Here is a 19106-nt window from a genome sequence, read left to right as displayed (position 1 = left end):
TAGGTTGCAGCCATGACCGAGACGACGACCACCGCGCCAGCCCGCCGCCCGCGCCCCGCCGCGGTGATCCTCACGCCCGCCGCCGAGGCCCGCGTGGCAAAACTGATGGGCGAGGCGCCCGACGGCGCGATCGGGGTCAAGCTGTCCACCCCGCGCCGGGGTTGTTCGGGCCTGGCCTATTCGGTCGACTACGTGACCGCGGCCGATCCGCTGGACGAGCGGATCGAGACTCCGGGCGGCCTGTTCTTCATCGATGCCGCCTCGGTGCTTTACCTCATCGGCAGCACGATGGACTGGGTCGAGGACGATTTCACCGCCGGCTTCGTGTTCCAGAATCCCAATGCCAAGGGTTCTTGCGGCTGCGGGGAAAGCTTCACCGTCTGAGCGCGGCTCGGCGCGGGCTGTTGGCATTGCCCTGCCCGGCACTTGGACTCTGCGCCCAAGTTCCCTAAGGCGCCGGGAAACACTTGCCCAGGAACCGCCCGATGACCTCCGCACCCGTCAACGTCCCCGTTCGCCGCGCCCTTCTTTCCGTGTCCGACAAGTCGGGCCTCGTCGAACTGGGCCAGGCTCTGAGCGCACGCGGCGTGGAACTGGTCTCCACCGGCGGCACGGCCAAGGCGCTGCGCGATGCCGGGCTGGCGGTGAAGGACATCTCCGAGCTGACCGGCTTTCCCGAGATGATGGATGGCCGGGTCAAGACCCTGCACCCCAAGGTCCACGGCGGCCTGCTGGCCGTGCGCGACAATGCCGAACACGCCAGGGCCATGGCCGATCACCAGATCGGCGCGATCGACCTGGTCGTGGTCAACCTCTACCCCTTCGAGGCGACCGTGGCCAAGGGCGCGGACCGCGACGAGATCATCGAGAACATCGATATCGGCGGTCCGTCGATGGTCCGCTCGGCGGCCAAGAACCACGCCTATGTCACGATCATGACCGACGCGGCCGACTATGCCGAGCTTCTGGGCGAACTGGAAGCCAACCAGGGCGCCACCACCTACGATTTCCGCCGCCGCATGGCCGCCAAGGCCTATTCGGCCACGGCCGCCTATGACGCCATGATCTCGCAGTGGTTCCTCACGGTGGACCAGGGCCAGACCTTCCCCGAGACGCTGGCCCTCACCGGCAAGCTCGCCACCACCCTGCGCTATGGCGAAAACCCGCACCAGTCGGCCGCGCTCTATGTGCCCAATGGCCCGCGCATCAGCGGCATCGCGCAAGGCCGCCAGCTCCAGGGCAAGGAGCTGTCCTACAACAATTACAACGATGCCGATGCCGCGCTGGAGCTGTGCGCCGAGTTCAAGGGCCAGGCGCCGGCGGTGATCATCGTCAAGCACGCCAACCCTTGCGGCGTGGCCCAGGGCGCCACCTTGCTGGAAGCGTGGAACGGCGCCTTGCAGTGCGATTCGGTTTCGGCTTTCGGCGGGATCGTCGCGGTCAACACCGAGCTGGATGGCGCCACCGCGGCGGCGATCTGCGAGATCTTCACCGAGGTCGTCGTCGCGCCCTCGGCCACCGACGAGGCGCTGGCCGCATTTGCGAAGAAGAAGAACCTGCGCCTGATCATCACCGGCGACCTGCCCGATCCGCGCCGCTCCGGCCTGATGGTCAAGCCGATCACCGGTGGCCTGCTGGTCCAGACCCGCGACAATGGCGCGATCACCGAGGCCGATCTCAAGGTCGTCACCAGGCGCGCGCCCACGCAGCAGGAGCTGAAGGACTGCCTGTTTGCCTGGACGGTCGCCCGCCACGTCAAGTCGAACGCCATCGTCTATGCCAAGGATGGGGTGACCGCCGGGATCGGCGCGGGCCAGATGAACCGCCGCGACAGCTCGCGGATCGCCGCAACCAAGGCGGCCGAGGCGGCCGAGACCTATGGCTGGGCGCAGGCTCGCACGGTCGGCTCGGCCGTGGCGTCCGATGCCTTCTTCCCCTTTGCCGATGGCCTGCTGGCCGCCGCCGAGGCCGGGGCGACCGCGGTGATCCAGCCGGGCGGCTCGATCCGCGACGACGAAGTGATCGCTGCGGCGGACGAGGCCGGCCTCGCCATGGTCTTCACCGGGATGCGCCACTTCCGCCACTGATCGCCCGGCGATCCCGCTGCGGTTAACCATTCGTCGCGCCTGAGCGGCGCCCCGGCGCGTTCGGGGCGCCCGTTCACTTGTTCGCAAGCGCAAAAAGCGCAGAGGGCGCATAGCTTTCCCGCGCTGCAGCGCAAACAGGACCAGGTTCGATGGGTCTCTTCCGTGCCGATTTCTTCCGCTCCCTGGCCGCCGGCTTCGTGCTTGGCGCGCTCGGGCTTGCCGCGGTGATGGGCACGGGCGGTTTCACCGACACGGTCGCCCCGCCGGCCATCGCCGCCCCGGCCGAACGGAACTGAGCCGGTGCGCGGGCGGCTGCTTCTCGCTCCGCTCGCCCTGCTTGCCGCCTGCCAGCAGCCGGCCTCGGCCGAACCCGCCGTTCCCGCCCCCGCCGCGCGCATCGCGGCGCACGAAGCTCCCGGCCTCAAGACCGCGATCTTCGCCGGCGGCTGCTTCTGGGGGATCGAGGCCATATTCAGCCATGTGCGCGGGGTGACGAGCGCGGTTTCCGGGTTCCACGGCGGCGCTGCGGCCACGGCCCATTATGACCTGGTTTCACAAGGCAACACCGGCCATGCCGAAGCCGTCCGCGTGACCTACGATCCCGCGCGGGTCCGCTATGACCAGTTGCTCCAGGTGTTCTTCGCGGTGGGTGCCGATCCCACCCTGGTCAACCGCCAGGGGCCGGACGCCGGCACGCAATACCGCTCGGCCCTGGTGCCGCTGACCGCGGAGCAGCGCCGGGTCGCCGCCGCCTATCTGGCGCAACTGGGCGCCAGCGGGCTGTGGCAGGCGCCGATCGCCACCCGGATCGAGCCATACAAGGCCTTCTACCCGGCCGAGGCCTACCATCAGGATTTCGCCGCGGTTAACCCCGATCACGGCTATATCCGCCGCTGGGACGCGCCCAAGGTGGAGGCGCTGCGCCGCCTGTTCCCCGCCCTCTACCAGCCCGCCTTCACCCGGCGCTGATTGCGCCCTATATGGGGCGGATGATCGCGGTCCATCATCATCATGAGCATTCGGGCGCCGGCCTGGTCGCCGCCGCGCAGCGCGCGCTGGAACAGGCCGGCGAACAGTGGACCGAGATGCGCGCCGATGTCTTCGCCGCCCTGGCCGCCCAGCCGCGCCCGGCCTCGGCCTATGATGTCGCCGAAGGGCTTTCGGTCAGCCTTGGCCGCCGGGTTGCCGCCAACACCGTCTACCGCATCCTTGATCTGTTCGTGCGGACCAACCTCGCGCGGCGGGTGGAGAGCGCCAATGCCTATGTCGCCAATCCCCATCCCGGCTGCCGGCACGACTGCATCTTCCTGATCTGCGATTCGTGCGGCTCGGCGGTCCACAGCGACGACGACGCGCTGACCGAGGCGCTGGTCGGCGCCGCCCGCCGGGCCGGCTTCGCCGACGTGCGCCCGGTGATCGAGCTGCGCGGCACCTGCGCGCGCTGTTCGGGCGAGCACGATGGCTGAGCGCGGCATGGCCCATCGATACAATCGACTTGGCCCCATGGCGCGTGTAAGGCCCGCCGGATGACCGCCGCGCCGATCGTTCCCGGGTCCCATCCCCCTGCCACCCCGCTGCTCGATACCGTCACCTGGCCGGCCGACCTGCGCCGCCTCGCGCCCGCGCAGCTGCGCCAATTGTCCGATGAACTGCGCGCCGAGATGATCTCGGCCGTGGGGCAGACCGGCGGGCACCTGGGATCGGGGCTGGGCGTGGTCGAGCTGACCGTGGCGATCCACTACGTGTTCAACACGCCCGACGATCGGCTGATCTGGGACGTGGGCCACCAGGCCTATCCGCACAAGATCCTCACCGGCCGGCGGGATCGCATCCGCACGATCCGCCAGGGCGGCGGGCTTTCGGGCTTCACCAAGCGCTCCGAAAGCGAATACGATCCGTTTGGCACGGCGCACTCCTCCACCTCGATCTCGGCCGCATTGGGCTTTGCCGTGGCCAACAAGCTGGCCGGCCAGCCGGGCAAGGGCATCGCGGTGATCGGCGATGGCGCGATGAGCGCGGGCATGGCCTACGAGGCGATGAACAACGCCAAGGCGGCGGGCAACCGGCTGGTGGTCATCCTCAACGACAACGATATGTCGATCGCGCCGCCGGTGGGCGGGCTCTCGGCCTATCTGGCGCGGCTGGTCTCCTCGCGCCAGTTCCTCGGCCTGCGCGGCCTTGCCCGCCGGATCTCGCGCCACCTGCCCGAGCCATTGCACAAGGCCGCGCGCAAGACCGACGAATTCGCCCGCGGCATGGCCATGGGCGGCACCCTGTTCGAGGAACTGGGCTTCTACTATGTCGGCCCGGTCGATGGCCACAATCTCGATCACCTGATCCCGGTGCTCGAAAACGTGCGCGATGCGGCGGAAGGCCCGATCCTGGTCCATGTCGTGACGCAAAAGGGCAAGGGCTATGCCCCGGCCGAGGCGGCGGAAGACAAGTATCACGGCGTCCAGAAGTTCGACGTGATCACCGGGCAGCAGGTCAAGGCCAGCGCCGGCCCGCCCAATTACCAGAACGTCTTCGGCGATGCCCTCGCGCGGCTGGCCGATCACGATCCGAAGATCTGCGCGATCACCGCCGCCATGCCCTCGGGCACCGGGGTTGATCGCTTCGCCAAGGCCCATCCCGAGCGCACCTTTGATGTCGGCATCGCCGAACAGCACGCGGTGACCTTCGCCGCCGGCCTTGCCGCCCAAGGGATGCGCCCGTTCTGCGCGATCTATTCCACTTTCCTTCAGCGCGCCTACGACCAGGTGGTCCACGACGTGGCGATCCAGAACCTGCCCGTGCGCTTCGCGATCGACCGCGCCGGGCTGGTGGGGGCGGACGGGGCAACCCACGCCGGTTCCTTCGATATCACCTATCTGGCGAGCCTGCCCAACATGGTGGTCATGGCCCCGGCCGACGAGGCCGAGCTGGTCCACATGACCCATACCGCCGCCTGCCATGACAGCGGCCCCATCGCCTTTCGCTATCCGCGCGGCGCCGGCACCGGCGTGGCCCTGCCCGAGGTTCCGGAACGGCTGGAGATCGGCAAGGGCCGGGTGGTGAAGGAGGGCACCAAGATCGCCCTGCTCTCGCTCGGCACGCGCCTGGCCGAAACGCTCAAGGCGGCCGACCAGCTCGAATCGCGCGGCCTGTCCACCACGGTGGCCGACCTGCGCTTCGCCAAGCCGCTCGACGAGGCGCTGATCCGCCGCCTGGCGACCACCCACGAGGTGCTCGTCACGGTCGAGGAAGGCGCGATCGGCGGGCTGGGCGCCCATGTCCTGACCATGGCCAGCGACGAGGGGCTGACCGATGCGGGCCTGAAAATCCGCACCATGCGCCTGCCTGATGTCTTCCAGGACCATGACAGCCCGGACAGGCAGTATGATGCTGCCGGCCTCAACGCCCCGCAGATCGTGGAAATCGTGCTGAAGGCGCTGCGCCACAATAGCGCCGGGGTGGAAGAAGCGCGGGCGTGATCGCTCAGGCCGCTGCCGGCCTATCGTTGGCCGGGGCGGCGTCCAGCGTATCAAGGTGCATCCAGCGCGTGACCAGCCGCGCGGCCACGAAGACCACCACGGCCACCCCCAGCGTCACCCAGCCGATCTTTTCGTAGATCGCCAGGGTCAGCGCCTTGCTCATTTCGCCGCTTTCCCCGCCGGTCGCCTCGCCGATCCGTCCAGCGACGAACTGGCCGAGCGCGGTGGTATAGAACCAGGCGCCCATGATGAAGCTGCCCAGGTGCGCCGGGGCGAGCCGGGTCATCGCCGAAAGCCCGACCGGCGAGAGGCACAGCTCCCCGGTGGTCTGGAACAGGTAGATCAGGAACACGAACAGCACCGGGGTCATCGCTTCGGCCCCCACGCTGCGCGCGCCCCATGCAAAGACGAGGAACGAAAGCGCGCCCTGCACCAGTGCCAGCGCGAACTTGGTCGGCGCCGAAGGCTCCAGCCCGCGCCGGGCGAGCCATTGCCACAGCGCCGCGAAGGCCGGTGCGAAGAGGATGATGTAGATCGGGTTGATCGACTGGAACAGGCTGGTGGGCACCCCCTGCCGGTCCACGAAGCGGTCGGTATAGAGGTTGAGGCTGCCGCCCGCCTGCTCGAACAGACCCCAGAAGATCGGGTTCACCGCCACCAGGAACAGGATCGCGAAGATCCGCTCGCGCGGCTCCTTCGGCAGCTTGAAGGCCTGGTAGAGCGTGAAGCCCAGCATGGCGACGCCGCTGACCGCCAGCAGGTTGCCGATCACCGACTGGACCTGGATCAGCCCCCAGGCCATGGCCACGGCGGCGAGGCCCACCGCGTAGATCCGCCATTCCGTGCCCCGCGCCAGACGGGCGGGCGGTTCGCCATGGCCCTCCAGCGCGGCCTTGCCGGTGAGGAAGATGGCGAGGCCCAGCACCATGCCCACGCCGGCCAGGCCAAAGCCCCACGCCCAGCCGATCGTCTCGCCAAGATAGCCCACCAGGATCGTGCCGAAGGCCGCGCCCGCGTTCACCCCCATGTAGAAGATCGTATAGGCCGAATCCCGCCGGGTGTCGGTCAGCCCGTAGAGCTGGCCGACGATGACCGAGATATTGGCCTTCAGGAATCCCGAGCCGACGATGATCAGCGCCAGGGCCAGCCAGAACACGTTGATCGCCGGGTCGGCCTGCTTGACCAGCGGATCGGCCACGCCGCGCAGGCCTTCCACCGCCATGAACAGGTGGCCGAGCGCCAGCAGTACCCCGCCGAACACCACCGCCTTGCGCTGGCCCAGCCAGCGGTCGGCCACATAGCCGCCCAGCACCGGGGTGATATAGACCAGGCTGCCGTAGGCGCCGTAGATCAGGTTGGCCTTGCCATCGGCGAAGAGCCAGAACTTGGTGAGATAGAGCACCAGGAGGGCGCGCATCCCGTAATAGGAGAAGCGCTCCCACATCTCGGCATAGAACAGGACGAACAGCCCGCGGGGATGGCCCAGCACCTCGCGGGCGCGCCGGGTGGCGATCAGCAGGCCCGCGCCAAGGAAGGCGAACAGCGCCACGGCTCCCAGCGCGGCGAACCAGTCTCCCTCGCTCCACAGCGCCATTGCCTTCATCGTCGTCCAGCCCTTTCGCCCGTTCCTGGCCCCAGCCTATCGTGCCCGGCGCGGGGGGAAAGCGAAAAGCGCCCTCCGGCCGAACCGTCCTTGCCGGCGCAACCGCAACGAAATGGCCAAATATCTGTGCCAGAATGCGAAAGTGGGTTTTGCAATCGATGATAACAGTGGATTGCGCGCTCTTTTCTATTCTGGCAAACGAGGCATGATTGTCGACACCGACCGTGCCCGGAAGGACATCTGGCGCGGGCGGTAAAAGGGGCGATGGGGGTCGTCCGGTCCGCAATCGCCAGGGTGGCGCCCAGTCGCCCGACGGGAGACAACAGATGATCCGTTCCGAACTGCTGGCAGCCCTTGCGAAGGAAAATCCGGGCCTGCGCGCCGAAGAGGTAGAGCGCGTGGTGGACGTGTTCTTCGACGAGATCGCCCAGCGCCTCGCCGCCGGCGGCCGCGTCGAACTGCGCGGCTTCGGCGCCTTTTCCACGCGCGAACGCGAACCCCGCAAGGGCCGCAATCCGCGCACCGGCGAATCCGTCGAGGTGCCTGGCAAGCGCGTGCCCTATTTCAAGCCCGGCAAGGAAATGCGCCAGCGCCTGAACGCGGAGTGATCGGTTCGGGCAGCCCGCCACGCACGGACCAGGGCGCACCCGAGAAAGTCTCCTTCCCTCCAGCCCCGCGATCTGCCATCCGCCTGCCCATCGCGCCTCAACGGGCGGACGTGGCGGAATGGTAGACGCAGGGGACTTAAAATCCCTTGAGCTCAGCTCGTGCGGGTTCGAGTCCCGCCGTCCGTACCATAGGTTTTCTGGGGGTTTGCGGCCGACCTAGACGGTCTCGCCGCCTCCCTGATTCGGGGCCGTGTGTAATTTTGGTGTAATTGCGAACGGCAAGCCGGCGTCGAGCTTGGCTACCGACTGGTCGATGTGGTCGTCCGTGAGGTGGGTATAGCGCAGGGCCATAGCGATGGTCTTATGTCCGCTGATTCTTTGAACGGTCGGGATGTCCACGCGCTCCTTAATCAGCGCGGTGATGGCTGTGTGTCGCATGACATGCGGGGTCACCCTGGCAGGGTCCAGTTTCGCTTGGTTGACCGCCCGGCGAAATTGTTCGCTCATTTGCTGCCGATTGGCATGCTTTGCGTTCTTGCGGGTGGTTGGAAACAACCAGATGTCCGATGAACTGATCTGCTTGTGCTCGTGCTCCAATATTGCCGCCAGGCTGGGCGGGATCGGCTGCTCGCGCCGGCCCCCTTTGGCCTTGCCGATAAAAATGCGGCGATTGCCGATATCAATGTCCTCCCATTTGATCCGCAAGATCTCGCCATGGCGCATGCCTGTGCCCATGGCGATGGCCGTGAACAGCCAGGTCAAAGGATCCTGATCGGCAATCGCGGCTTGCATGAGTGCGCGTTTTTCAGCGTCGGTTAGGACGATAATTTGCTTTTGAGGCTCCTCGCCCTTCACCACCCTCGGCTTGTTGTCGGCGCGCATCCACTTCCAATCGACGGCGCGATTCAGGAAATGGTTCAGGGTCGAAAGCTCCCGGTTGACGGTCGCCATTGCAGCGCCCTCGCCGCGACGATGCTTCACATATTCAGCGAGGTTGAAGTCGGTGAGCTTGTCGATTCGACAGGCCCCAAAGAATGGCACCAGTCGCTGACGGAGATGGCGCCGCTTGGGCCCGATGTTGCGGCCGAATTTTGGGTGGTGCTCGATTTGAGTGAGATACTCCTCCGCCGCTGCGGCGATGGACCGCTGCACCTTACGGCCAGTCGGCAGATCGAGACGACCCTCGAGCGCCTTGGTCCGCAACGATTCGATGGCACGTTCAGCTTGCTCACGTGTCACGCCCTCGCTTTCCCGTCCGACAATGCGGTGAATCCGCTGACCGTCGACCATAACGTTGATCGAGTAGCGCAAGTCACCGCTCGCCAGCCGTTGGACCACGATCCCATGTTCAGTGACGGATTGCCCGGGTTTGAGGATACGCAGGGCAGGCCGGGTAAGGCGCGTGAATTTCCGGGCCATCAGTAAAAAATTCCCATGAAATGGCTGATCTCGAATTTCTCGCCTGCGGCGCGAAGCCGCTGTGCCCGTTCTTTCAAGATTCGATGATAAGTGTCGCGACCATACCTGTCGGCTTCCGCGTATGGTCGCTTCAGTTCGGCGCACTGCTCTTCGAGCTCTTGTTCTTCGTGATCGAGTTCCACCAATCTTCGAAACAAATCACCCGCCTGTTCCTTGGCTGCGCCGTCCGGCAAGGCCATCATCGCAGCACGCTCGGTCTCTCGGATCGCGTACGCAAATTCTGCAGTAACGGTCAGCTCGCCAAATAAACCTGCGTCATTGACGGCCGTTTTGACCGGATGCTCCGGAGTCACGGATATGCGCAGGGCGCGCAGCTGATCGGCAATCCGTTCCTTCTCAAACTGGACTTCAAGCAGCGCCTGCCATGCCGCGCTGGCAGCTTCGTCGTCCCTCGGGCGATCCGCTTCGTGATGACGAATAGGCCCAATTCTCAACATCTCGGCAACGGCGGCCCATGTTGCCCGATCCTTATACCAATGACGCTTTGTCACGGATTCGATTTCTGCAATTTCTGCCGTGATGGCGTGGAGGAACGCGCGCGTGGGCTCGTCATTCGTCTCCAGATAGGCAAGCTGCTCCAACGCAAGCTCCTCGATCTCAGTCCCCAGCCCATGTCCGTTCCGGTCAGCGGTCGCCTGCACTCGCACGCGATCCTCAGGGCCGAGCCTGACGGCAATCTGCTTGCGTTTTTGCTCAGGTAGCAGTGCGGGGCGGGCCATATACAGCATCCAATAAACAGATATCTGCATTGATATCGCATAATCTTGATAATCGGATTTCCCAGATATAAAAAGGAAAAATCAGCAGCATCTGGAAGGGGGGGCCATGCTGAATGACGCCGAACACGTGAAGGTGCGAGTGCTGCCGGACGGCAGGGTATCCCGGCGAGAAGCCGCCAAAATCTTCGGTCGTTCCGCAAAGACGTTGGCCGAATGGAAGATGAAAGGGTGGGGGCCTCGGCCGATCATCGTGGGCGGCCGCATTTTTCATGACCTCACCGAATGCCTCGAGATGGCCCGAGGAGAAAAGCCTATCGCGCCTTTGGCGGCATAATCGGGCATCTGGCCGACCGCCTCACGATGCAGGCGGGTGCCAGAGGTGCGCTTTACTCTCCTGAGTTGGAGCGTGCGGCTGAAGTCGCACCGAGGCTCTCCAACTGTGTACGGGCATCGTGTGCAACTTGCGTGATCCCGCAGACCTGTTCACCACGCCCGCCCACTCCGAGAGAATTCAAAATCCATGACCCGTTCGATCATCTACACCGTCGCCGACGGCCAGCTCACTGCGATGCGTCCATCCGCGCCCGAGAACGAGGATACGATGCAGCGCCTGGTCGCCGAATATCCCGAAATCATCGCCGACCGGGATGGCACCCTGCTGCTGATCCGGCGCGAACAGTCGATTGGCGATGGAGAAAGCGACGGACGCTGGTCCCTCGATCACCTGTTCGTGACACGCGAAGGCGTGCCAGTTCTGGTCGAATTGAAGCGCGCCAGCGACACGCGCCTGCGTCGCGAGGTGGTCGGCCAGATGCTCGACTATGCCGCCAACAGCACGGCCTACTGGAAGGCTGGGACGATCGCCGCAGGCTTTGCCGCCACGGCGACCGAAGGTGGGCGCGACGCGGATCAACTACTGGCTGAATTTCTGCCGGAAGGAGCCGATCCCGATGCCTTCTGGCAGCAGGTCGACGCCAACTTTGCCGCTGGACGGATCAAGCTGGTGTTCGTTGCCGACCAGATCCCGCGCGAGCTGGCCCGGATCGTCGAATTTCTCAACGAGCAGATGAAGGCCGATGTCCGCGCGGTCGAGCTGAACTGGTTCGAGGGGCGGGGCATCAAGGCCTTTACCCCCCGCGTGATCGGTGAGACCGAACGCGCCCAGGCTGCCAAGGCAGGCGGATCGACGGCCTTGCCTGCGATTGGCCGTGACGAATGGATCACCCGCCACCTCGCGCAATACGGACCAGATACACTGCGCGCGACAGCCGCCTACGTCGATCTTGTTGATGCGGCAGGCGGCCATGCCGAGGTCACGACCGCGCAAGGTTCCATCATCGCCGTGTTCGACCTGCCGCGCACGACACTCTATCCGCTTGCCCTCTCGCGTTCCGGCAAGGGCGTGGTTCAATTCAACCTCGCCTATCTGAAGAGCCGGCCTGCCTTCGCCGACGAGGCCGTCCGCCAGCAACTTTACGACCGCCTCACCGGAATCGTCGGACCGCTCTCGACTGCCAAACTCAACGGGTTTCCCTCGTTCTCCGTGCTGCAGTTGAACGAACCCGGCGTGGCAGAGGGTCTGCGCGACTTTCTGGCCGACCTCGCCGCCAAGGCTCGCGACAGCATGGCGGCAGGGGCTGTTTGAATGGGCAGCTTACGCGCATCAGAGGAACTTCATCCGCACTGCGACAAGTACGGTCGCACCTAATTTTCGCTGGCTATCCGCGCGCAAGGGGCGGCGGTAGCTTGGCGGTCATGACGATTCGACCAGTCCGCCGCTTCGGCCTCTCCAAGTCCCGCATCACCGCGTTTGAACAATGCCCGCGCCGGCTGTGGCTGATGATCCACAACCCGGCCGCCGCCGAACAGGATGCCGGGGCCGAGGCGCGGTTCGCCACCGGACACAGCGTGGGCGACCTCGCCTGTGCGCTCCTGCCCGGCGGGGTAATGATCGAGGCTGAGCCGGATCTCGGCGCCGCGCTCACCCGCACGGCGGCGCTTGTCGCCGCGCGTGGCCCCGAGCCGCTGTTCGAAGCGACCTTCCAGCATGACGGGGTGCTGGTGCGCGCCGACATTCTCATCCCGGAAGGCCGCAAGGGCTGGCGCATGGCCGAGGTCAAGAGTTCGACCGGCCCGAAGGACTATCACCTCGGCGATCTCGCCACCCAGGTGTGGGTGATGGAGGAAGCCGGGCTGACGCTGGCCGGAGCGGCGATCCGCCACATCGAAACCGGCTTCGTGCTGGAGCGCGAAGGGGACTATGCCGGGCTTTTCGCCGATGCCGAACTGCTGGGCGAGGCACGCGGGATCGCACGGCACCGCCCGGAGGTGGTGGCCGAGGCGCGGGCGATGCTCGCCGCGGACGAGCCGGTGCGCGACATGGGCGATCATTGCACCTCCCCCTTCGCCTGCGAATTCGCCGCCTGGTGCGCCAAGGGGCAGCCGCAGGGGCCCGACTGGCCGGTGACGATCCTGCCCTATGGCGGCGGCAAGAAGTGGCTGGCGCAGGGTATCGACGATCTGCTGGCGCTCGACGAGGCGGCGCTTTCGGGCAAACACGCGCGGATGCTCGCCGCCACCCGCGACGACCGGCCGTTCCACGATGGGCCAGGCGCCCGCGCCGCCATGACCGACTGGGGCCACCCCCGCGCCTTCCTTGATTTCGAGACGATCAACCCGGCGATCCCGCGCTGGATCGGCACCCGGCCCTACCAGCAGGTGCCCTTCCAGTTCTCGCTCCACCTCGAGAGCGCGGACGGGGCGATGACCCACCACGAATTCCTTTGCGCCGATGGCAGCGATCCGCGCGGGCGCTGCGCCGAGGCCCTGGTCGCAGCGATCCCGCCCGAGGCCACGGTCATCGCCTATAACGCCGCCTTCGAGAAGCGCGTCCTGCGCGAACTCGCCCGCGATGTGCCCGATCTCGCCGCGCCGCTACTGGCGATGGAGGCGCGCACGGTCGACCTGCTGCCCGTCGCCCGCGAACACTGGTACCACCGCGACCAACGCGGTTCGTGGTCGATCAAGGCCGTGCTCCCCACCCTCTCGGCGCTGGGCTACGAGGGCCTCGAAGTGAAGGACGGGGGCGGAGCGCAGGATGCCTGGCTGGAGGCCGTCGACCCCGCCTGCGCGCCCGACCGGCGCTGGGCGCTGGAGGAGCAGCTCAAGGCCTATTGCGCGCTGGATACGCTCGCGATGGTGGCGGTCCTGCGGGGGCTGGCGGGGGAGGGTCCCGGCGCGTGATGCGCGCCGCGCGGCCGTGTCCGGTCCGCCGGCGCGGCGGCAAGTGTGTTTCCTTCTTCAAGGTATGCCGCTTCTGCGGCGTGATCGCCTGTGACCGGCCGGTCTGCCCGGGGCGATATTTCGCGGTGAGCGGGCTGACCTGGCGCCGGTGCGGGCGGCGCTGGGCCGCTCGCAATACCAGGATTTCGCCGGCGGCGGGTTGAATGGCCACGATGGCAATGGCAAACCTTACTTGCTGATGCGAGTTATGAGGAAAATCTGTTGGAAAAGACTGCGACGATTTCGGCTTGCGGACAGTATCGCTATTCGCTGACGCGCGAATGGGGCAGCGGCCCGCGCGTTCTGTTCGTGATGCTGAACCCCTCGACCGCCGACCATCTGGAGGACGATCCGACCATCGGCCGCTGCATCTCTTTCGCGAAGAGCTGGGGCTATGGCTCGCTCGCCGTCGGCAACCTGTTCGCCTTCCGCACCCCGAGCCCCGCCGTCCTGTTCACCGCCCCCGAACCGGTCGGCCCGGAAAACGACGAATGGCTCGGCCGTCTGTCGGGATCGGCAGACCTGACCGTCGCCGCATGGGGGAACAACGGCAGCCACCTGGGGCGCAGCAAGGCAGTCCTGTCGATGCTGGTGAAGCCGCACTATCTCCGCCTGACCGGCGCGGGAGAGCCGTCCCATCCGCTCTACCTGCCGGCGGACCTCAAGACCACAGCCTTCGCCGCAGCGGCCTCGGCCTTGTGACCAGTTCCCGTTTTGGGAACTTTCGCTTGATTCCCGTTCTGGGAACTGGTAATGCGTGTCCATGAGACTGATCGCCCGATCGACCCTCGTGGCGTTCTGGGAGCGGCATCCGGAAACCCGGCCGTCGCTCGAACACTGGATCGCCGTCGTGACGAAAGCGGGCTGGCGGAACACCGGGGAAGTCAAGGCGGCGTTCGCGAAGGCGAAGGTGCTGAACGCGGAGCGGGTGCGCTTCGAGGTTGCGGGCGGGAATTACCGGCTGATCGTAGCCCTCCGCTTCGACTTGCAGATCGCCTTCGTTAAATTCGTCGGCACGCACAAGCAGTACGATGCGGTTGATGCGCTGACGGTCAGCCAATTCTGAGGAAACAGGCCATGGAAATCACCCCCATCCGAACCGAGGCCGATCATCGCACCGCCGTGGCCGAGATCGAGCGGCTGTGGGACGCGCGGGAAGGGACTGAGGCATTCGACCGGCTCGACGTGCTCGCCACCCTGGTCGATGCCTGGGAGGCCCGGCGCTGGCCGGTGGCCGAGCTGGACCCGGTGGATACCATCAAGGCCGACATGGCGCTCAACGGGCGCTCGCTGGGCGACCTGACCGCCGTCATCGGCAAGAGCCGCGCCACGGAGGTGCTCAAGCGCCAGCGGCCGCTGACCCTCGGCATGATTCGCAAGCTGCACCAGGCCTGGCATATCCCGGCCGACCGGCTCGTCGGCGAATACCAGCTGGCGAGCAAGGGCTGAAATGGGGTCTGGCCCAATGGAACAGGGCCAACCCTTAGGTGATACGCCCGTCCTGCTCAGGCTTCTGATGCTGAGCCGCGACAACATAGGCAGGGGCCGAACCATGCTCCTCGCAGGATTGGCCCCTCGGGTTCGAGACGCCGCAAGCAGGGTGCCGTTCCCGCCACAACCGCCAGGGCGCTAACCAGCCTGTCTCAGTGCCTGCAGCAGCGCCCGGCAGATCCGCTCTGCGTCCGGTCCGGCCCGGTGGGGTGGGGAGCCGGTCAGGGCATCGCGATAGCGGCCGCGCAGCGCGTTGTCCTGGCGGGTGGCGACGGCGAGGTCGACCAGCTCGAACCGGGGCGGAATGCCTGCTGCGTTCACAAGGCAGTCGAGCCAGTGCCGGTCATAGGGCCCGCCGTCGCACCAGACCTGCCATGGCGGTTCGAGCCGCGCGTTCAGTTCTGCGAGCACCCCGGCCGGAGCGCGCCCGTCGCGCAGGTCGCGGCGGTTGATGCCGTGGACCCGCTGCGCATCGGGGTCCCACTGTGCAGCGATGTCCCAGGCCGGGTCCGGCAGGATCAGGCTCGACCAGATCTCGACCGGCCCGTCCGGTGACGGCGCGACGGCGATGCCCACCTCGATGGGCCAGCTCTCCAGCGACAGCGCCGTGGCCTCGAAGTCGATGACCGCGAGCGGGAACCGGAAGCGCAGGTCCTCGCTCATCCGCTGACGACCTCCACCCGGCTCGTGCCTCGCCCGGTCGGCGTCACCTCGATCTTGACCGGGATGCGCTCCTTCAGCTCCTCGACGTGACTGATCACGCCGACCCGGCGGCCGGTGGCGTGGAGCTGCTCCAGCAGGGCGACGGCATGGCCAAGGCTGGCGGGGTCGAGTGCGCCGAAGCCTTCGTCGATGAACAGGCTCTCGATCCGCACCCCGCCGCTGGTCGACATTTCGGCGAGCCCCAGCGCGAGGGCGAGGCTGACGAGGAAGCGTTCGCCGCCCGAAAGGTTGTGCAGGCCGCGCACCTCGCCGCCCATGTCGTTGTCCACCACCTGGATCAGCATCTCGCCCCCGGTGCCGCGTTCGAGGGTGAAGCGGGGCTTCAGTTCGGCGAGGCGGGCGTTGGCGTGGGCGAGCAAGCGTTCGAGGGTGAGCCCCTGGGCGAAGCGGCGGAAGATCGCGCCGGTGCGGTCGCCGACGAGGTCGTTCAGGCGCAGCCAGACGTCGGCTTTGGCGGCCTTGTGGTCCAGCTCGGCGCGGAGCGAGGCGGTGCGGTCGCGGACGCCGTCGTCCTGGCGCAGCAGGAGATCGGCTTCGCGATGCGCCTTGGCGGCGGCGTCGAGATTGGCTTGTGCGGAGTCGAGCGCAGCGGCGAGATCTGCGCCGCGCAACTCTGGGGCCTTGGCTTGCCGGTGAACGATAAGGTCCCCTTCGCGCTGGCGAGCCAAGGCGCGGGCGGTTTCGCGGGCACGGTCCAACGCGGTCAGGGCTTCGCTCTCGGCGGAAAGGGCTGCTTCGCCCTGGACGGCCACCGCCACCACCTCCGCTTCCGCCAACTCTGCCTCGGCAAGGGCCCCGTCGAAATGCTCGCGCCGGGCAGCCTGTTCGGTGGCCGCCTCGGCCAGCTGCCTGCGGTATTCGGCAAGGCGGGTGCCGGCGGCCAGAGCCTTGCCGGCGGCCTGCTCGCGGGCGCCCGATGCCGCAGCGAGCCTATTCTCGGCCTGGCGGCTGTCCGCTTGGAGCTGCTGTTCGACCGTGGCGACTTCCGCGCCATCCAGCAGCGCGGCGCGTTCGGCGGTCAGCCTGGCCCGAACCTGATCGGCCGCGGCGAAAGCCTGGTCGGTGGCTTCGGCCTGCTGCCGAGCGCTGACGGCGGCGGCCTCGGTGCGTGTGGCGTTATCGCGTTGGGTGGGGAGGTCGGCGGCGAGGCGGTCGCGCGCGGTACGCCGGGTATCCCAGGCCACGCATTCGTCCGCCAGCCATGCCCGCGCATCGGCGAGGGCACGCCAATCCGTCAGCAGGGCGAGCCAGCGGTCGAGCGCCAGGGCGAGCCGGTCGGCCTGTTCGCGCGCCGCAGTCGCTTCCCGGGCTCTGTCGTCCCGTGCGCGAGTAGCGTGGGCGAGCCTGTCGCAGGCGGCAACATGGTCCTCGCTCGCAGCATCGCGGCGGGTGCGTGCCTGCCGTTCGGCGGCGCGGGCGGTGACGACTGTGCCGCGAAGGGTCTGAAGCCGGGCCATCTCGGCTGCGGCATCGTCAAGCGCGGTGCCGACCGCGGTCGGCAGTTCATCGGCATCCGGGACGAACCCTTCCGCCGTTGCGGCCTCCCCCAGCGCCGCCTCGGCCTCATCGAGAGCAGCGCCGGCACGGGCAAGCAGCCCGAGCTGGTCGGCTTGCTGGCGCTCCAGCAGGTCGAGCCGCTCGGAGAGGGTGGCGATCTCCAGCCTCGCCTTCGCGTGCTGGCCCGACAGCGCGTCCTGGTTGGCTTCGAGGCGGGCCACCTCCTCTCGCAGCGGGCGCAACTGGGCTTCGAGACTGTCGTCGAACCGGGCCAGCTGGTGATATGCCGAGCCGCAGACCGGACAGGGCTCGTCGTCCTGCAGGCTGGAGCGCAGCGTAGCGGCGGCATCGCCCGCGGCGGCGGCCAGGAACGACAGCTGGCGTCGGGCCTTGCCGAGCCGCTCACCGAGGTCCGGCAAGCGGGTGGCGAGATCGGCTTGGCGCGCCTCGGCCTCTGTGCGCTGGTCGCCAGCCGCCCGAAGCTGGGTGCGGGTGAGAGTGAGCGCCTGATCGGCCTCGGCACTGCGCTGCCTTGCTTCCGCGGCGACGCCAAGCCGGGTCTGCAACGCAAGCAGACGTTCGCGGCGCCCGGCCAGTTCGTCCAGGCGGGTCTCCGGAGGCAGGGCTACCTCGGCGGCGGCCAGCGCCCGGGCGGCGGCCTCGTGGCTCTCCAGCGCGGTCCTGAGCACCTCCTCGGCGTTGCTCCACCGGCCAAGGGCCTGTAGTTGCGCCGCTTCGTGCCCGGCGTGGTCGGCTTCGTGTCGCGCGGCGACGCCGCTGGCGCGGGCGTGGTCGGCCAGCTGGCCTGCAAGTTCCTCTCGACGCAGGGCGACCTGGCCGAGGTCCGCATGGGCGCCGAGCCAGTCCTGCGCCGCAGCGTGGTGGCGTGTGGCGGTTGCGAACGTTTCGGCGGCAGTTCGCTGCTCGGCATCCGCTGCTGCAGCGGCATGGCGCTGCCGCTCGGCATCCTGGGCGGCCTTTTCGCGGCGCTCGGTCGCTTCGGCGAGGCGCAGGTCGAGCACGCGGGCCTGGGCGAATTCGGGCTCGAGGTCAGTCGCGCGCGCGGCGCAGGCGGCGAGTGTTGTGCGGGCCTCCGCTTCGGCCTGTTCGGCGATTTTCCTCGCATCTTCGGCCAGGGCCAGCGCCTGCTGTTCCTCAACGATGCGCGCTTCGGCGGCGGAGTGCTTGTGCCCGGCCTCGGCGGCGGCTTCCCAGGCGGGCGTCAGCTTCAGGGCCTGGCGGGCGCGAGCAAGGGCGGCGCGGCGCGGATCGGCCTCGGTGACAGCCTGCTCGGCTGCTGCGGCCTCTGCCTGCGCGATAGCGACTGCATGCGCGAGGCTGGCCTCCGCATGCTCCCAGCGGCGGAACTCCTGCAGTGCTTCCAGCGCGGCCAGGGCCGCCTGCTCGGCGGCTCGGGCATCGTCGCAGGCCGATTCCGCTTCGGCCCGCTGCTCGTCATCAAGGCCGTTCTGGGCGGCGATCTGGCGGCGCAAGTCGTCGAGCCCGGTTTCGAGCGCCCTGGCCTTCTCGAAGGCGCGCTGGCCGAGACGGGCGTAGATTTCCGATCCCGTGAGCCGTTCCAGCAGCAGCGCGCGCTCGTTGGCGTCGGCGCGGACGAAGGCCTCGAAATCGCCCTGGGCGAGGAGGACCGCGCGGCCGAACTGTTCTGCCGTTAGGCCGATCACCTGCTGGATCGCGGCGAGGGTTTCGGTGCGGGTGCCGCCGAGCCGTTCCGCTGTATCGATCCGCTCGAAGGCGTGCTCATTGCTCTGGAAGCGCCCATCGGCCTTGCCGCGGGCACGCTTGGCCGACCAGCGAGCGCGGTAGGTGGCCCCGCCCGACACGGCGAACTCCACCTCGGCGAAGCAGTCACCCGTCCCGTGGCGCAGGATCGCGCGGGGATCGCGGGTGCCGAGCCCGGTTTCCTCCGCGCCGATCCGGCCGCTCGATGGGGCCGCGCGCAGGCGCGGGATCTCGCCATAGAGCGCGAGGCACACCGCATCGAGCAGGGTGGACTTGCCCGCGCCGGTCGGCCCGGTGATGGCGAAGATGCCCGACGAGGCGAGCGGTTCGGCGGCAAAGTCGATGTCGAAATCGTCGGCGAGGCTGGCGAGATTACGGCCGCGGATGGCGAGGATGTGCAT

The 19106-nt window shown here is 67.6% G+C and carries 18 protein-coding genes and 1 tRNA gene; 14 read left to right on the top strand and 5 right to left on the bottom strand.

Translation table 11 applies throughout. The features are described 5' to 3' along the window. Positions 1–12: 12 nt before the first annotated feature. The 6 genes from ACFOD9_RS12365 to dxs all read left to right on the top strand — a co-directional run bounded on the left by ACFOD9_RS12365 (position 13) and on the right by dxs (position 5560). Positions 13–384: a HesB/IscA family protein gene (locus ACFOD9_RS12365; protein ID WP_379510421.1), complete on the top strand. Its 372-nt coding sequence runs from the start codon at positions 13–15 to the stop codon at positions 382–384. A gap of 101 nt (positions 385–485) precedes the next feature. Continuing rightward, positions 486–2087 carry a bifunctional phosphoribosylaminoimidazolecarboxamide formyltransferase/IMP cyclohydrolase gene (gene purH, locus ACFOD9_RS12360; RefSeq protein WP_379510420.1) on the top strand — a complete coding sequence of 534 codons (1602 nt, stop codon included), beginning with the start codon at positions 486–488 and terminating at the stop codon, positions 2085–2087. A 149-nt stretch (positions 2088–2236) separates the two neighbouring features. After that, a complete protein-coding gene (locus ACFOD9_RS12355; protein ID WP_379510419.1) occupies positions 2237–2383 on the top strand; it encodes a hypothetical protein in 147 nt (48 codons plus the stop codon). A gap of 4 nt (positions 2384–2387) precedes the next feature. Beyond that, complete coding sequence (gene msrA / locus ACFOD9_RS12350) at positions 2388–3056, top strand: peptide-methionine (S)-S-oxide reductase MsrA (RefSeq protein WP_379510418.1); 669 nt, start codon at positions 2388–2390, stop codon at positions 3054–3056. A gap of 20 nt (positions 3057–3076) precedes the next feature. After that, positions 3077–3553, top strand: a complete 477-nt coding sequence (locus ACFOD9_RS12345) for a Fur family transcriptional regulator (RefSeq protein WP_379510417.1) — start codon at positions 3077–3079, stop codon at positions 3551–3553. A gap of 60 nt (positions 3554–3613) precedes the next feature. Continuing rightward, entirely contained in the window at positions 3614–5560 is a 1947-nt protein-coding gene (gene dxs, locus ACFOD9_RS12340) for a 1-deoxy-D-xylulose-5-phosphate synthase (RefSeq protein WP_379510416.1), read from the top strand. Between the two features lie 4 nt (positions 5561–5564). On the opposite strand, the gene ACFOD9_RS12335 is transcribed toward dxs, so the two are convergent. Continuing rightward, positions 5565–7163, bottom strand: coding sequence for a peptide MFS transporter (locus tag ACFOD9_RS12335; RefSeq protein ID WP_379510415.1), 1599 nt, complete (start codon positions 7161–7163; stop codon positions 5565–5567). 326 nt (positions 7164–7489) lie between these two features. On the opposite strand from ACFOD9_RS12335, the gene ACFOD9_RS12330 reads away from it, so the two are divergent. Beyond that, positions 7490–7771 (top strand): integration host factor subunit beta, encoded by a 282-nt coding sequence (locus ACFOD9_RS12330; RefSeq protein ID WP_379510414.1) that lies wholly within the window; start codon positions 7490–7492, stop codon positions 7769–7771. Positions 7772–7875: 104 nt separating this feature from the next. Next, positions 7876–7960, top strand: a tRNA-Leu gene (locus ACFOD9_RS12325). A 27-nt stretch (positions 7961–7987) separates the two neighbouring features. On the opposite strand, the gene ACFOD9_RS12320 is transcribed toward ACFOD9_RS12325, so the two are convergent. Both ACFOD9_RS12320 and ACFOD9_RS12315 read right to left on the bottom strand, forming a co-directional pair. Beyond that, complete coding sequence (locus tag ACFOD9_RS12320; RefSeq protein ID WP_379510413.1) at positions 7988–9190, bottom strand: tyrosine-type recombinase/integrase; 1203 nt, start codon at positions 9188–9190, stop codon at positions 7988–7990. Further along, positions 9190–9969: a hypothetical protein gene (locus ACFOD9_RS12315; RefSeq protein WP_379510412.1), complete on the bottom strand. Its 780-nt coding sequence runs from the start codon at positions 9967–9969 to the stop codon at positions 9190–9192. Before ACFOD9_RS12315 ends, ACFOD9_RS12320 begins: the two co-directional genes overlap by 1 nt. 106 nt (positions 9970–10075) lie before the next feature. Between ACFOD9_RS12315 and ACFOD9_RS12310 the strand changes: the two genes are divergently transcribed. The 6 genes from ACFOD9_RS12310 to ACFOD9_RS12285 all read left to right on the top strand — a co-directional run bounded on the left by ACFOD9_RS12310 (position 10076) and on the right by ACFOD9_RS12285 (position 14700). Next, the gene (locus ACFOD9_RS12310; protein ID WP_379510411.1) at positions 10076–10303 is read left to right on the top strand and encodes a DNA-binding protein; all 228 of its coding nucleotides are present in this window, start codon (positions 10076–10078) and stop codon (positions 10301–10303) included. A 186-nt stretch (positions 10304–10489) separates the two neighbouring features. After that, positions 10490–11614: a hypothetical protein gene (locus ACFOD9_RS12305; protein WP_379510410.1), complete on the top strand. Its 1125-nt coding sequence runs from the start codon at positions 10490–10492 to the stop codon at positions 11612–11614. Positions 11615–11724: 110 nt separating this feature from the next. Next, the gene (locus ACFOD9_RS12300) at positions 11725–13212 is read left to right on the top strand and encodes a DUF2779 domain-containing protein (RefSeq protein ID WP_379510409.1); all 1488 of its coding nucleotides are present in this window, start codon (positions 11725–11727) and stop codon (positions 13210–13212) included. A 261-nt stretch (positions 13213–13473) separates the two neighbouring features. Then, on the top strand, positions 13474–13953 hold the full coding sequence (locus ACFOD9_RS12295; RefSeq protein WP_379510408.1) for a DUF1643 domain-containing protein: 480 nt from the start codon (positions 13474–13476) through the stop codon (positions 13951–13953). Between the two features lie 61 nt (positions 13954–14014). After that, complete coding sequence (locus ACFOD9_RS12290) at positions 14015–14317, top strand: type II toxin-antitoxin system HigB family toxin (RefSeq protein WP_379510407.1); 303 nt, start codon at positions 14015–14017, stop codon at positions 14315–14317. 11 nt (positions 14318–14328) lie between these two features. After that, positions 14329–14700: a helix-turn-helix domain-containing protein gene (locus ACFOD9_RS12285; RefSeq protein ID WP_379510406.1), complete on the top strand. Its 372-nt coding sequence runs from the start codon at positions 14329–14331 to the stop codon at positions 14698–14700. A gap of 180 nt (positions 14701–14880) precedes the next feature. Here ACFOD9_RS12285 and ACFOD9_RS12280 read toward each other — a convergent pair whose 3' ends face one another. After that, the gene (locus tag ACFOD9_RS12280) at positions 14881–15405 is read right to left on the bottom strand and encodes a 3'-5' exonuclease (RefSeq protein WP_379510405.1); all 525 of its coding nucleotides are present in this window, start codon (positions 15403–15405) and stop codon (positions 14881–14883) included. After that, positions 15402–19106: an AAA family ATPase gene (locus ACFOD9_RS12275; protein WP_379510404.1), complete on the bottom strand. Its 3705-nt coding sequence runs from the start codon at positions 19104–19106 to the stop codon at positions 15402–15404. The genes ACFOD9_RS12280 and ACFOD9_RS12275 overlap by 4 nt, the downstream gene beginning before the upstream one ends.

This window comes from Novosphingobium bradum, from assembly GCF_042646485.1.
GTDB lineage: Bacteria > Pseudomonadota > Alphaproteobacteria > Sphingomonadales > Sphingomonadaceae > Novosphingobium > Novosphingobium bradum.
Note: the sequence above shows the minus strand (reverse complement) of the source record. Positions and strands in the feature narration are given on the sequence as shown.